Origin of the sequence: Sinorhizobium prairiense, from assembly GCF_029201645.2 — a bacterium.
GTDB classification, from domain to species: Bacteria; Pseudomonadota; Alphaproteobacteria; order Rhizobiales; family Rhizobiaceae; genus Sinorhizobium; species Sinorhizobium meliloti_A.
Genome location: NZ_CP104132.1, coordinates 223,164 through 235,967, shown reverse-complemented (window position 1 = coordinate 235,967; position 12,804 = coordinate 223,164). Strand labels below are relative to the sequence as shown.

Sequence of the window (12,804 nt, the reverse complement as noted above, 5' to 3'; positions counted from 1 at the left end):
CTCAGGGAGCTTTGCGTACAAGGGCGAGCAGTACCGGCACCCCGACGATGGCAGTGACCACTCCGATCGGCACTTCTTCGGCTTGCCCGACCAGACGACCAACCAGGTCCCCGAGGGTGACGATGACCGCTCCGAGGACGACCGTCAGGGGAAGCACCAGCGGGAAATCTCGCCCTGCGAGGAAGCGCGCCAGATGCGGCACCATGAGCCCGACGAAAACGATCGGGCCCACTGCCCCCACGGCGCTTGCGGCGAGCGTGCAGGATACGAGCAGGGCAAGCGAAAACTGCTTGCGATAGGAGAGCCCAAAGGAACGGGCGACAGCGGAGTCGAACTGCAAGAGGACCAGCGGACGATAGATCAGAGGGAGGGCGGCCAGGCCGGCGATCGTAAACGGCAGCAGGAAGATCGCGTGATCCCATGTGCGCGCATAAAGGCTTCCGGAGAGCCATTCGAGAATGATTTCGATGCGGGCCGAGCCCCAGCCCGCGATCAGGCCTATGGCGAGCGCGTGCAGAACCGCCCCAATCGCGATCCCGCAGAGGGTGATCCTCAGCGGACTGAGGTCGAGCCGGAAAGCCATAATGTAGATGACTCCTCCCGCCGCGATGCCACCAACCATTCCCGCCAGCGGCAGCCATGCGATCGGCAGCTCGGCCACGGTGTTGGAACCGGGATTAAAGATGTAGACGGTGAACAGCAAGAACGCTGTGACCGTCAAAGTCGCGCCCTGCGACACCCCCATCAGTGACGGATCGGCGAGAGGGTTTCGGGTAATCGTCTGGAGCAATAGCCCTGCGACGGCGAACTGAATCCCGGCAAGGATGCCCGTGACGATACGTGGCAGACGGATGTCGAGAATGATCGAACGTGCTTCAGGCGAACCGCTGCCGGCCAGAACCGAGGCGACGTCCGCTGCGGGAATGTCGACCACGCCAAGGAGCACAGCGGCGACGATCGAGAACAGGACCAGCAGAATGACCGCGGGCAGGAGCCACGGTTTCGGTCGGGTAAGGCCGAGCCGGACTGGAGTCATGCGGTCGTTCCCTTGATACCGACGCGTCCTCGCTGGATGAGATAGATGAAAATCGGCCCGCCGAGGAGCGCGGTGATGATGCCGACGGGAAGCTCCTTCGGGATGGCAATGGTGCGGGCGATGAGGTCGGCGCAGGTCACCATTAGCGCCCCGATGGCCGCCGTGAGCGCGATCTCAAACGCAGTTCCCGAGGGCCGCAGGAGCCGGGCGATATGCGGGGCTGCCAGACCGACGAAGGCGACGGGGCCTGCGACGGGGGCGACGCCCGCTACCGGACAGATACCGAGAAGCAACAGGACGGGTTTCCAGAAATGGAGCTGCACGCCCATTCCGGCGGCGGCGTGGTCGCTCAGGGCGAACATGGCGACTACCCGGTGCAGCGACAGCGCTCCCACTACCCCAAGGCCGACCCAGGGAAGCATATGGACGAGGTGCGACCAGGTGCGCCCGGCGAAGCCGCCGGACAGCCAGAACAGCAGTGCGGTCGATTGCGGCCCCGCCAGGAGCAGCATGTAAATCGTGATCGCCCCGAGAAACAGCGACACGCTGACGCCCGCGAGGGCGAGATGAAGCGGGCGCCCGGTTCCGCCGCGTGCCACCCAGAAGGTTACCCAAGCGGCGGCGAGACCGCCCGCGAGGCCTACGAACGGGTAGTAGGCGGATGAAAACCATGGCAGCAAAACGAAGCAGCCGACGATGGGCGCGACGGCGCCGGCGGTGACGCCGGTAATCCCCGGATCGGCGAGCGGGTTGCGGGTGAGTGCCTGCAGCAGATAGCCCGAGACAGCGAGACCCGAACCGGCGACGGCGGCCGCCAGGCTTCGCGGCAGCCTCAGGGTCCAAACCAGGATCGACTCGATCTTGTCGTCGGGAGCAAAGAGCGCGCGCAGAACGGCATCGATGGGAAGTGTCCGCGCCCCAAACAGCAGCCCGACGAGGACAGTCAGCAGGGTCGCCGCGAAGACGAGGCCTATGACTATGGAAGATTTCCGGGTGCCCATCGCCGTCGCGATCGCTCGTCCGCTATTTCTGAGCCTCGGCGGGAATGATCCTGGCGGCTTCCGCCTTCACGTCCACGGCAGGGAAGACGTCGGGATAGAGGTAGTGGGCGGCCTCGCGCAGAACGATTTCGCGCGCGATGGGGCCGTTCGTCTCGACCCACTGGTCACCGACATAGAAAACCCGATTGTTCTTGACGGCCGTCAGTTCCTGCCAGATCGGGTTGTTCTCATGCGGCCGATCGGGGCCCGAGTCATAAATAAAGAGGACTTCAGGGTCTTTCTCGAGCATGGTCTCCAGGCTGAGATCGACACCGAATTCGCCGCCCGGCGTCATGTTGCCGGCGATGTTCTCGCCACCAATCGCCGCGACTATGGACGCAGCCGTGTTTTCCGTGTGGAATGCGAACGGCGTCTCGCCACCCCACATGATCGCGAAGCGAGGGTTCACCTCCTTCGGAGCCCCGGCGGCGAATTCCGCCAGGTGCTCGCGGAACTCCTTGTTCAACTGGAGGCCGCGCTCGGGCTTGCCGAGGATCTTCGAGAGCTCGGCGATCTCACGGTCGCTCCCGTCCAAAAGCTCCATGTTGTAAGCGACATAGGGGGCGATCTTCTCGAGGTGCGGCGCATTGCCGACGGTGTAGCGGCGGATGGCGACGATCAGGTCGGGCTTGGCTTCCGCAAGAAGTTCCAGGTTTGGCTTGGCCCGCTGGCCGATCTGCTTCATGCCCGCCGTCATGCCGAGGAGGAAGTCCGGCTCCCGTCCCGCCGTCATATAGGTGCTCGCCACGGGCTTGATGCCAAGGGCAAGAGCCACGTCATCCGCGAAGTAGGAGATCGAGGCGATGCGTTTCGGCTGAAGCGGTACCTGCACCTTCACGCCACGGTCGTCGGTGATCGTCAGTGTCTTGCTGTCCTGGGCGTGAGCGGGGCCTCCTGCCATCACTGCCAGAAGAGCAGAGAGAATTGCGATTCTACGTGCGTTCGCCACGGCGATGTCCTCCACATGAATGTCGACACCGCTTTAGCTATTAAAGAGGAGTCCTGCAATCCACTTACCTGCACTTCCGATCAATTCCGAGAGTCGCTTCCGCGTGTGGGGCCGGTGTTGACGTTGCCCAGAGCCTCGAAGGCGATGGTCCACGGCATTGACGCTTGACACTGTCCACATTTCGAGTATTCTCGACGTATGGAACAGGAAAATGCAATTCTGGCCCTTGCGGCGCTCGCCCAATCGACCCGGCTGGAGACCTTCCGCCTTCTTGTCCGGCATGAGCCCCATGGGCTGCCCGCCGGGGATATCGCGCGCAGCTTGGCGGTCCCCCACAACACCATGTCGACGCATCTGAATATTCTTGCTCGCGCGGGCTTGGTGTCTTCGGAACGCCGCAGCCGCCTCATCGTTTACCGCGCGGATGTTTCGCGTCTGCGCGATCTCACCCTTTTTCTCCTCAAGGATTGCTGCGGAGGGGATGCCGATCTCTGCGCTCCGCTGATCGAGGAACTCAATCCCTGTCGTTCAAAGGAAAAGGTAACCGGATGACCAAGACGACGTTCAATGTGATGTTTCTCTGCACGGGCAATTCCGCACGTTCGATCATCGCAGAAAGCGTTCTGCGAAAGGACGCAGCCGGCAAGTTCAATGCCTATTCCGCTGGGAGCCAACCCAAGGGCGAGGTCAATCCGTTCGCCATCGAGACGCTCGCAGGCCACCACTATCCCGTCGAAGGGCTTCGGTCGAAAAGCTGGGACGAATTTGCCGTGCCCGGCGCTCCCCAACTCGATTTCGTCTTCACCGTCTGCGACAATGCCGCGGGCGAGGCCTGCCCCGTCTGGCCGGGACAGCCCGTGACAGCGCACTGGGGCGTCGAAGACCCGGCAGCCGTCGAGGGGACAGACGCCGAGAAGCGCGTCGCGTTCGCCACGACGCTTCGTTACATGAAACTCCGCATTGCCGCCTTCGCAGCGCTCCCGGTGGAAAGCCTGGAGCGGCTCAGCTTGACGGCAAAACTGCACGAGATCGGCCAGATGGAAGGTTCCACTGCACAGAGGCCCGACGTCGCATGAAAGACCCGATCGACATCGTCATTTATCACAACCCCGATTGCGGCACGTCTCGGAACACCTTGGCGATGATACGCAACGCCGGAATCGAGCCGCATGTGGTCGAGTATTTGAAGACTCCGCCAAGCCGGCGGCTGCTGGAGCAGCTGGTCGTGCGTATGAGTATACCCGTTCGCGAGTTGGTTCGGGAAAAGGGTACACCCTACGAAGAACTCGGCCTCGGCGATCCGGCTCTCACCGATGACCAGCTCCTCAACGCGATGATGCAGCATCCGATCCTGATCAACCGCCCCATTGTCGTCTCGCCGCTTGGCGTCAGGCTGTGCCGACCTTCCGAGATCGTCCTGGAGATCCTGCCTCAGGAGCAGAAGGGCGCTTTCGCGAAGGAAGACGGCCAGATCGTCGTCGACGCGAGCGGCCGGCGCGTCTAGCCGAAGCAGACCAGAGCAAGCGAAGCGACGCCTCGAGCGAGGCTGCGCACCGGACTTCATTTTCAAGGAGAACGCAGTTGCGTCCCGCCCAACCCACAATCCGCCTCTCGTTTCTCGATCGCTATCTTACGGTCTGGATATTTGCCGCCATGACGCTCGGCCTTGTGCTCGGCACCGTGTTCACGGGCTTGCCGGCAGCCCTCGACAGTCTTTCCGTTGGGACCACTAACGTTCCGATCGCGATCGGACTCATCCTGATGATGTATCCGCCGCTGGCCAAGGTGCGTTACGAGGAACTCCATCAGATCTTTGCCGACAAGCGCATACTAACGCTCTCCCTGATGCAGAACTGGTTGATCGGCCCGGTGCTTATGTTCGGGCTCGCCGTGTTGTTCCTCCGCGACCATCCGGAATACATGACGGGCCTCATCCTGATTGGTCTCGCGCGCTGCATCGCCATGGTTCTCGTCTGGAACCAGCTTGCCCGCGGCGACAATCAATACGTTGCAGGTCTCGTCGCCTTCAATTCGATCTTCCAGATACTCTTCTTCAGCATATACGCCTGGTTCTTCCTCACTTTTCTGCCGCCGCTTTTCGGCCTGGAAGGAAGCGTGATCGACGTGTCCTTCTGGACGATCGTCGAAGCAGTGCTGATCTATCTCGGGATACCGTTCCTCGCCGGTTACCTGTCGCGTCGCATTCTTACGAGGGCAAAGGGCAAGAACTGGTACGAGAACGCCTTCCTTCCGAAGATCAGCCCAATCACCCTTGCGGCGCTGCTGTTCACCATCGTCGCGATGTTCAGTCTGAAGGGCGGCGATGTCGTAAGGCTGCCGTTCGATGTCGTCCTGATCGCGATCCCCCTGATGATCTACTTCGTCATTATGTTCACCGTCAGCTTCTTCATGGCGAAACTGATCGACACCGACTATCCGCGTACCACCGCCGTGGCATTCACGGCAGCCGGCAACAATTTTGAACTGGCGATCGCTGTTGCCATTGCCGCCTTCGGTCTTGCGTCGCCAGTGGCCTTCGCCGCGGTCATCGGACCGCTGGTGGAGGTGCCCGTGCTGATTCTGCTGGTGCAGCTCGCACTGTGGCTCGGCCGCCGCTACTTCGCCGAAACGGCTCCCGCGGTTGTCTGAAGCATAGGAGACCCTGAAATGAGATTGCGCACCGTTTCCGACATCAACCACCTGCCGGCTCTCGACCCTGCCTACGCACATCGCAATCCGGCGGAAGGCCTCGGTGCGATGGACCACAAGCCCCGCATCCTGCTCCTCTACGGATCGCTGCGCGAGCACTCTTACTCCCGCTTCTCGGTAGAGGAGGCGGCGCGAATTCTCGAGTACTTCGGCGCGGAGACCCGCATATTCGACCCTTCGGACCTGCCGCTGCCCGACCAGGTCAAGGGCGACGATCACCCGGCCGTGAAGGAGCTCCGTGAGCATGCGATCTGGTCCGAAGGAATGGTCTGGTGCTCACCAGAGCGCCATGGCCAGATCACCGGACTCATGAAGGCGCAGATCGATCATCTGCCGCTGAACATGGGCGGCATCCGTCCGACGCAAGGCCGTACCCTCGCTGTCATGCAGGTGTCGGGCGGCTCGCAGAGCTTCAACGCAGTCAACACGCTGCGTATCCTTGGACGCTGGATGCGCATGTACACCATCCCAAACCAGTCGAGCGTCGCCAAGGCGTTCCAGGAATTCGATGCGAACGGGCGCATGAAGCCTTCCAGCTACTACAACCGCATCGTCGATGTAATGGAGGAACTCGTCCGCTTTACGATCCTCCTGCGGCCGCACTCGGCTCAATTGGTCGACCGCTATTCAGAGCGCAAGGAAGCGAAAACGCCGGTTAACCCGGAGACCGACCTCTCCGCCATCGCGATCGCCCCGCAAAAGGGTGCGGCGTAAAGGCCGAGACCGTTCACAGCGGCAACCGATCCAAAGATCTGCACGCTTGAGTATTCAATCGCCGAAGGAGGCGATCGAATGGTGAGGCGGTTCAGCGATGTCGGGAACGCTGGCCGCCGCTCGCAGAGTGCCAGATATGCTTTCCCAATGTCGCGCCAGTCGGTTCCAGGTTACTCCCCGGGACCTCGCGGAGGCAAAAATGTCCTAAGAGCCGTTAGCGGGCAGTCGTTCGAGAAACGAGCCGATGCATTCTTCGACGCATAGTACTGCTTAGACGATCAGCCGGGCCGCTCGTCCATTCTTCCGTTCCGCATTGTTGTAATAGCTGGCCGCCTGGGTCACCGATTTGTGCAGCGACTGCTGCATTGCTTCGGGCAGCGGAATACCGCGATTGGCGGCCTCGGTCAGATATCCGGATCTCAACCCATGTGCCGAAAACAGCGCCGGATCAAGGCCCGCCTGTTTGCAACGACCTTTCAGGATCAGATTGACCGATTGCGGCGTCAGTGGACGGCGGTCGACATTGCCCCATTGATCGATACGCCGAAATATCGGCCCGTCGTTGATCCCGGCTTCCGCCAACCACCGTTTCAAGGCGGTCACGGGGCGGCCGATGAGAAGCACCTGTTCGTCATCGTCGACATTAGTCGTCTTGGTGCGGCCAAGGCGGATGCTGAGGCAGGGAAGGGGAGGGGAGGTTTTGTCGTTCGGATCCGCGCGCACCGGCTCCTCATCTTCGAGGTCCTTGACCCGAAGCCCCACCACCTCCGAACGGCGACGGCCGCCGGAGGCAAAAGCGGTCAACAGCAGCGCGCAGTCACGGAAGTCGACCAGCCGATCGCTGGCACAGGCCTCGAGAAGCTTTCGCAGGACGTCGCTGGTTACCGCCTTCTTGCTCTTGCGTTGCCGCGGCCGGCTGCTGGCTTTCACCGCCAGCCTCAGCGCGCTCTTCAGCGATGGCGCACCGAAAGAGCCGGTCAGGCCTCGCCATCGGGTCAAGATCGACCAGGAGGTCAGCCGCCGGCGCACCGTGCCCGGCGCGTGCGGGCCGGGGGTCCTGAGCAGGCGCTCGGCGCGTAATCCCGCCTCGACATCGGGCGGCATTCCATGAGAGGGATCCTCGGCCCGCTTGACCGGATCCCAGAGGTGATGGGCGACGAATTTCAGGAGCAGGCTTTCCGGCGCCGGCCAGGGGAGGGGAGCGCCGGTGGCAAGGCGGCACCAGGCCTCGAGGTAACCGAGATCGGAGGCCAGCGCGCGTAACGTATTCTCGCCCATGCCCTCCTGAGCCAGATGCTTGAGTGTGGCGACGTCGTCGTCAGTCAGCAGCGCGGCGAGCTGGTCGCGGCGGTCAAAGGGCAGTATGGCGTCGAGCACGTCGAGTTCTTCGGCGCGGCGGTGGACCGCTTGGCTGTCCGATTCCGCCGCTCTATGTTTGTCGATCATTTCGGGCTTGGTCGGCAATTGTCCCTCAACCGGATGATGCCGGGTGAATTTTCAGGTCCGTCTGGCCAAAATCGTTCCCCTTGAACAACAGCGGCGCCTTGGCGATCCTCGCAACAGCATAGGAAAAACAGTCGCCCATGTTGAGCGTGGCCGGATGGCGACCTTTACCGAAGCGGTCGAACGCTCTTTCCGCTTCCCGGTAATGCGCCTCGTCGAAAGCAATCGCCGCGACGTTGGGCAGCTCGACAAGCTGATCGACAATGTCCGAAGAGTTGGGAAATCCTTTGCCTGTCAACACCATACGCACCTCCAGCAGGGTAGGCCAGCCGATCGCAATTGCCTCCCGACCGACCAACGCCGTGAATCGTTCGGCCTCCGGCTCTGCCAACGCCATCGCCAGAATGGCCGACGTATCGACAGCGATCATCGCGGCAAACCGTATTCGTCGTAGAAATCGTCATGCGCGGAGGTCGTGCCGGCCGGGACCGCACGCCGGCCTTCGGCCATCAAATCCGACAGGACGTCGATCGGCGTCCGGGCAGACTGCTGGCGTAGTTCCAGATCGTAGTGCTCGAGCGCCTGCTCGACGAGCCTGTTGATCGGCTGACCCGTGCGGCGCGCCAGCGCGTGCGCCAGATCCCGGGCCTTGGTGCTGCGGACGGACAGTTGCGGTTCGGACATTGCGTTTCCTCGATCGAATCCCTTCGAAGATAACGATTTTGGCTCCAGATGGCAAGGAAATCACCTTCAGATGGCTACCTATCGATACTTGATCCCTATCGATAGTGAGGTATCCCGGGACTCGTCGTCCGGATGACGGAAAGATAAGCGTATTTAGCTTCCGTTTATGAGGATTTCTCGGGTTAATTCACATGGTTAATCGTTCGTGAAGGCGACTGCAGCCACTTCGGCGAGAGGGGTACGTGGGGCAGATCGGCAGCGCGATCGGATCCGGGCGGCGGCTTCTGTGGTTGACGGGTGATTGCGCTCGCGATCGTTCGGGACGACCATCGGGAGAACGGAGGGCGTCAAGGATGCACGGGATTGACCTTGACGGCTTGAGTAACGATAAATGCAACTAATCACTAAGTTCATCGTAGAATGGCCCGACCCACGGATGCTCTCGGTGAGCTTCCTTTTCAGATTCAGCATCCATCAATTCTCGCCGTCGGCTGATCGCAGATTGCGGTGTGTGGTTCCTGCCGTAGAAGATTTCCGCAATGTCATGCACTGAATCCGCCAAGTAACGGATCCCGTTGAAGGCCGAGTGAAGCTGAAAAGGTATCAGTGAAGCTATTGACTTAAAAGCGCCATATGGAAGAAAGGCGAGGACCAGCCACTGCCGTTCTTGCATTCGTCGGCAGCGTATTCTCGGGGAGCAAGTATCATATGGCGCATCTCGGCAGAAACGAAAAGTTTGCTGTGTTTGGAATGGCCACCAGCCAACGCATCGACAGCTCCAGGATGCACTTGAGCGCCGACCAACTGCGCGCGGCGCAACGACACTCTGAGTTCGCTAGTATTCTCGATTTAGCGCAATCTATGACGGGGCCTGGTTTCCCGCTCGATAAAAAACTGAGAGAGTTTGTCGGAGAATTCAACAACCGAGTGATGTTGGCTCGTGGTGACGAGCAACCACAATCATTTGATGTGCTGCAAGCATTCGTGGAACCTCATGAACGAGCATTGCTACTTAAAATATTGCCTGAAGTTTTCCATTCGCTTGATCTCAATTTCATTCTCGACAAGTTGACTGATCCCAGTAGACTCACTGACGCAAAGCAATTGATGTCGCTTCGCGAGGGCGTAATTTACCACGTTAATATCCCAGGATCCTACCAGAGCCTGCAGTTCGTCGGAAACGATCGCCTCGCCTTCTACGGAGCCGCCTTTGTTCGGCACGGTGAGGAATTATCGATTATCGGGGTTGCAGCCAAGGAAGGTAGGGAGACCGGATTCGCGCCCTTCGATTTTGCTGATGGTGATTTGGATCCAGATCGCCAGTTCCTCCGCCTAGATCGCGCAACCATCGACCGAAACCACGCGGAATTTTATGAAAACGATAGCCTCTATCCGTTAGTATTCTTAACTCGCGTTGATCTGGCTCGGAAAACGACGATGGTCCGGTTCATCCTCGAAGAGATGAAGGATATTTTTGCTGTATATTCCGACAGTCGCGAAATGTACACATACATGGCGAAGGCCAGAAAGATGGCAGTAGACGATGTTTCCCAAACTTTCGATCAATCTTATCAGCAATTAGCAAGATACTCTCAGGTGTTTGCAATGCTCCGGGACATACCATATTCTATTTTGGATTTGGATGGCGATGACGACTTAACGCTTAATCGGTATCCGACCGAGATAAGCCTAGAGAAGAACAGCACCAATGTTAGAAAAATACGCAAGACGCTGACACTTCATGAGGCCCCAAATTACGTTGATGTGAAATCCGTCGTCAAAGTTGCAGCCGAGAGCAAGACCTATGACTGGCAAGCAGAAACTTTCAAGGTTGAGCAAAGTGGGTATTGGAAAACGCTTGGGCCGGGAAAAAGCGGCGTTGGTAAAAACGGAGATACGGTCTACGGTCGGACTTGGGTAACGGTCAAAGAGAGCTGGATCGAGTCCTTGGGATTTGAGCCGCCGGAGGCGTCAAACACGCTGCACCTGACAGTGACTACCGATGCTACGGATGTCGGTTTCGTTTACGTAATGCGCTCTGCGAACCATCCCAAAGACCATTACAAAGTCGGGTTCACCTTAAAAGACGTATATGACCGCGCAAACCAACTATACTCGACATCTGGTCAACCAGATCAATTCAACGTAGTACAACATTGGAATGTGCGGGCGCCTCGCCGTGTTGAAGCTCTAGTTCATGAGAGGCTCGCCGCATACCGCGTGAACCCGAGGCGCGAATTTTTCGCGGTTAAATATGAACAAATCAGGGCAGCCATAGAAGAGGCTATCCAGGATCTCGCAGCAGATGTGGCTGAATGACGGATTGCCGCGCGATACTTAGGGTAACAGAATCTCAGTTTTGCTCTTCTACGCTTTTGCTGCAGCGTGACCGGAATGCCGCCGATCATGCCCGTGAAGACTTCAGGGGCCGTCCACCATTGCTCGTAAGCGGCAGCCCCAGCTTGGATGATGCCAACGAAGGTCAGAGCAATTGTCAGCGCGAGAAATTGCGGTCTGGATCCTCCTATTGTCATCATGCCGCTGCTCCTCCAAGGTGAAGGCAGTAATCGTGTTCTGTGCCTTTGGTTTCAAGCGATATCCGTGATGCTCGGTCGGCGCGAGGTCATGCGATTCTTCTAAGCGAATACAGCAGGTAGGTGTAGTAATTCATCAGCTCGTCAGCCCGATATACCCACAGGACGGAATAGAACTGCGTTAGCAAGCTCGTCGGGTTGAGCTCATCTCGTTACGCGCCTTTGCCCCCCAGCATGGTGCCTTTAAACTGGTCGATTGCGGCATGTCCAAAAGCACTACAAAGAAAGCACACATTGATCCCGGCCAGAAAACAGTCCTTCTAGCGCAAGCATCAGCAACGATCACGGCGTTCGTTGATGGCCTCGTCGAGTTCGAGCCGGGCATGCTCGCTGGTGATGACGATGACTATGGATTCGCCTTTTTCGACGGATACATGGTCTACTTCACCAAACCGTACATAGAAGCCAAGGCCGAATTCACACGTCTAGCCGCGCGGATTCTCAAAGCTCGGGCGGCACATGAGCCAACAATTGGCACTCTCGTGCAGAAGGCAGCGCAAGGCTACGTCGTCGCGAGGTCCGAAGACGACGGTGATCATGCCGATAGCAACATTCTGAAGGATGCAGCACAGTCATTGGTTGATATTGTGCTCGAGGAGCTCTCCAAGGTCTACACTCGCATCGAAGCTAACTTCCTAGTGTCGCACGATGGATTTGATGGCATCATTGTTCTGGGCCGCGTGCGCAGCATGACCTGTAAGGACGCAGGCACACACACACCTTTGACAGGCATCACAAAGATCCGACTTCAGCCGGGTGAGTACCCGAACCAGTCGTATCTCTCGACTGGCACATTCCTCGTCGGCATGCCGCACATGGTTTGGGTTGTCGATGTTCCCGCAACCAAGGAGAATGTGCCTGAGGAAGCTAAGTGGCTTATTGACGTCGCGGTCAGCTTCATGCGGCTCAGTTCGCGGCATTGGTCGGCCAGGTATCCTAAGCCAGGGCAAATTGAACCACATCCTACTCTCCCAGCTTCGCTCGGTGCGCCGCACGTGACCTTTTACGGAGACGTGTCCTACACTGGAGGCAAGAAGTTGCCCTCAATTTACGAAATCAACGAAAAGGTTGCGAAGGATCTCCAGGCCTCAGACTGTCAGCAAAGAGCTGACATCTTGTTTGACCCGCCGAACAAATCGCTTGCCATGCGGGTTGCGCAGGGTCTCGGCTGGTTGACCCGCGGTCGTCAGGTCTCAGACAGAGCCGAGCGATTGCTCTCATTCTTCACCGCGCTTGAGGCGCTGCTTACCTCAAGTGACAAGAACGATCCCGTGACTCAGACAATAAGCCGTCACGTGTCGGTTATTTACACTCAGAAGCTTGCTGATCGGGTGTCCATCTACAATCGCGTGAAATCGCTTTATGGTCTTCGCTCGGCGGTGGTTCATGCGGGAAAGCGTGACGTGCTTTGGCAGGACGTGAATACCCTACAGTCGATCGTGGAAGCTGTTTATTTCGTCGTTCTTCAACGTTGCGATCTATCGATGTCGCAAGACAATTTTGCGCAGAGCCTTTCAGAGGCTAGTCATGGCATGCGCTGGGAATTTGCCGCCCCATCGAAGCCGTCAAAAGGAAAAGCATCATCGAAAAAGAAAAGCGGTTGATGCCTCGAGTCGCGACGGACGTGCAGTTCTG

Annotated in this window: 13 protein-coding genes; 7 read left to right on the top strand and 6 right to left on the bottom strand. The window is 58.8% G+C overall.

Going from position 1 to position 12,804, the window contains the following annotated elements; genetic code table 11:
- Position 1 precedes the first annotated feature (1 nt).
- Genes N0Q91_RS20765 through N0Q91_RS20755 form a run of 3 tightly spaced genes read right to left on the bottom strand, consistent with a single transcriptional unit; the run spans position 2 to position 2,977 of the window.
- On the bottom strand, positions 2–1,036 hold the full coding sequence (locus tag N0Q91_RS20765) for a FecCD family ABC transporter permease (protein WP_275598572.1): 1,035 nt from the start codon (positions 1,034–1,036) through the stop codon (positions 2–4).
- Entirely contained in the window at positions 1,033–2,037 is a 1,005-nt protein-coding gene (locus tag N0Q91_RS20760; RefSeq protein ID WP_275598571.1) for a FecCD family ABC transporter permease, read from the bottom strand. The genes N0Q91_RS20765 and N0Q91_RS20760 overlap by 4 nt, the downstream gene beginning before the upstream one ends.
- A 22-nt stretch (positions 2,038–2,059) precedes the next feature.
- Complete coding sequence (locus tag N0Q91_RS20755; RefSeq protein ID WP_275598686.1) at positions 2,060–2,977, bottom strand: ABC transporter substrate-binding protein; 918 nt, start codon at positions 2,975–2,977, stop codon at positions 2,060–2,062.
- 246 nt (positions 2,978–3,223) lie between these two features.
- Between N0Q91_RS20755 and N0Q91_RS20750 the strand changes: the two genes are divergently transcribed.
- The 5 genes from N0Q91_RS20750 to arsH all read left to right on the top strand — a co-directional run bounded on the left by N0Q91_RS20750 (position 3,224) and on the right by arsH (position 6,448).
- Positions 3,224–3,577, top strand: coding sequence for an ArsR/SmtB family transcription factor (locus N0Q91_RS20750; protein ID WP_102764417.1), 354 nt, complete (start codon positions 3,224–3,226; stop codon positions 3,575–3,577).
- Positions 3,574–4,101 carry an arsenate reductase ArsC gene (locus N0Q91_RS20745; protein WP_275598570.1) on the top strand — a complete coding sequence of 176 codons (528 nt, stop codon included), beginning with the start codon at positions 3,574–3,576 and terminating at the stop codon, positions 4,099–4,101. The genes N0Q91_RS20750 and N0Q91_RS20745 overlap by 4 nt, the downstream gene beginning before the upstream one ends.
- Positions 4,098–4,529: an arsenate reductase (glutaredoxin) gene (gene arsC / locus N0Q91_RS20740; protein ID WP_275598569.1), complete on the top strand. Its 432-nt coding sequence runs from the start codon at positions 4,098–4,100 to the stop codon at positions 4,527–4,529. Before N0Q91_RS20745 ends, arsC begins: the two co-directional genes overlap by 4 nt.
- A gap of 77 nt (positions 4,530–4,606) precedes the next feature.
- Positions 4,607–5,674, top strand: a complete 1,068-nt coding sequence (gene arsB, locus N0Q91_RS20735) for an ACR3 family arsenite efflux transporter (RefSeq protein ID WP_275598568.1) — start codon at positions 4,607–4,609, stop codon at positions 5,672–5,674.
- 18 nt (positions 5,675–5,692) lie between these two features.
- Positions 5,693–6,448 (top strand): arsenical resistance protein ArsH, encoded by a 756-nt coding sequence (gene arsH / locus N0Q91_RS20730; RefSeq protein ID WP_102764421.1) that lies wholly within the window; start codon positions 5,693–5,695, stop codon positions 6,446–6,448.
- A gap of 270 nt (positions 6,449–6,718) precedes the next feature.
- Here arsH and N0Q91_RS20725 read toward each other — a convergent pair whose 3' ends face one another.
- The 3 genes from N0Q91_RS20725 to N0Q91_RS20715 are packed head-to-tail and all read right to left on the bottom strand — an operon-like array spanning position 6,719 to position 8,575.
- Entirely contained in the window at positions 6,719–7,894 is a 1,176-nt protein-coding gene (locus N0Q91_RS20725; RefSeq protein ID WP_275598567.1) for a site-specific integrase, read from the bottom strand.
- Positions 7,895–7,919: 25 nt separating this feature from the next.
- Positions 7,920–8,321 carry a type II toxin-antitoxin system VapC family toxin gene (locus N0Q91_RS20720; RefSeq protein ID WP_102761949.1) on the bottom strand — a complete coding sequence of 134 codons (402 nt, stop codon included), beginning with the start codon at positions 8,319–8,321 and terminating at the stop codon, positions 7,920–7,922.
- Positions 8,318–8,575: a type II toxin-antitoxin system VapB family antitoxin gene (locus N0Q91_RS20715; RefSeq protein WP_018096619.1), complete on the bottom strand. Its 258-nt coding sequence runs from the start codon at positions 8,573–8,575 to the stop codon at positions 8,318–8,320. The genes N0Q91_RS20720 and N0Q91_RS20715 overlap by 4 nt, the downstream gene beginning before the upstream one ends.
- 708 nt (positions 8,576–9,283) lie before the next feature.
- On the opposite strand from N0Q91_RS20715, the gene N0Q91_RS20710 reads away from it, so the two are divergent.
- Both N0Q91_RS20710 and N0Q91_RS20705 read left to right on the top strand, forming a co-directional pair.
- Entirely contained in the window at positions 9,284–10,894 is a 1,611-nt protein-coding gene (locus tag N0Q91_RS20710) for a GIY-YIG nuclease family protein (RefSeq protein ID WP_275598566.1), read from the top strand.
- Between the two features lie 478 nt (positions 10,895–11,372).
- Positions 11,373–12,773: a HEPN domain-containing protein gene (locus N0Q91_RS20705; protein WP_275598565.1), complete on the top strand. Its 1,401-nt coding sequence runs from the start codon at positions 11,373–11,375 to the stop codon at positions 12,771–12,773.
- The last annotated feature ends 31 nt before the right edge of the window (positions 12,774–12,804 follow it).

Coding starts and splice junctions, on each gene's coding strand:
- N0Q91_RS20765 (WP_275598572.1), bottom strand. CDS start 1,036: ATGACTCCAGTCCGGCTCGGCCTTACCCGACCGAAACCGTGGCTCCTG.
- N0Q91_RS20760 (WP_275598571.1), bottom strand. CDS start 2,037: ATGGGCACCCGGAAATCTTCCATAGTCATAGGCCTCGTCTTCGCGGCG.
- N0Q91_RS20755 (WP_275598686.1), bottom strand. CDS start 2,977: ATGGCAGGAGGCCCCGCTCACGCCCAGGACAGCAAGACACTGACGATC.
- N0Q91_RS20750 (WP_102764417.1), top strand. CDS start 3,224: ATGGAACAGGAAAATGCAATTCTGGCCCTTGCGGCGCTCGCCCAATCG.
- N0Q91_RS20745 (WP_275598570.1), top strand. CDS start 3,574: ATGACCAAGACGACGTTCAATGTGATGTTTCTCTGCACGGGCAATTCC.
- arsC (WP_275598569.1), top strand. CDS start 4,098: ATGAAAGACCCGATCGACATCGTCATTTATCACAACCCCGATTGCGGC.
- arsH (WP_102764421.1), top strand. CDS start 5,693: ATGAGATTGCGCACCGTTTCCGACATCAACCACCTGCCGGCTCTCGAC.
- N0Q91_RS20725 (WP_275598567.1), bottom strand. CDS start 7,894: ATGATCGACAAACATAGAGCGGCGGAATCGGACAGCCAAGCGGTCCAC.
- N0Q91_RS20720 (WP_102761949.1), bottom strand. CDS start 8,321: ATGATCGCTGTCGATACGTCGGCCATTCTGGCGATGGCGTTGGCAGAG.
- N0Q91_RS20715 (WP_018096619.1), bottom strand. CDS start 8,575: ATGTCCGAACCGCAACTGTCCGTCCGCAGCACCAAGGCCCGGGATCTG.
- N0Q91_RS20710 (WP_275598566.1), top strand. CDS start 9,284: ATGGCGCATCTCGGCAGAAACGAAAAGTTTGCTGTGTTTGGAATGGCC.
- N0Q91_RS20705 (WP_275598565.1), top strand. CDS start 11,373: ATGTCCAAAAGCACTACAAAGAAAGCACACATTGATCCCGGCCAGAAA.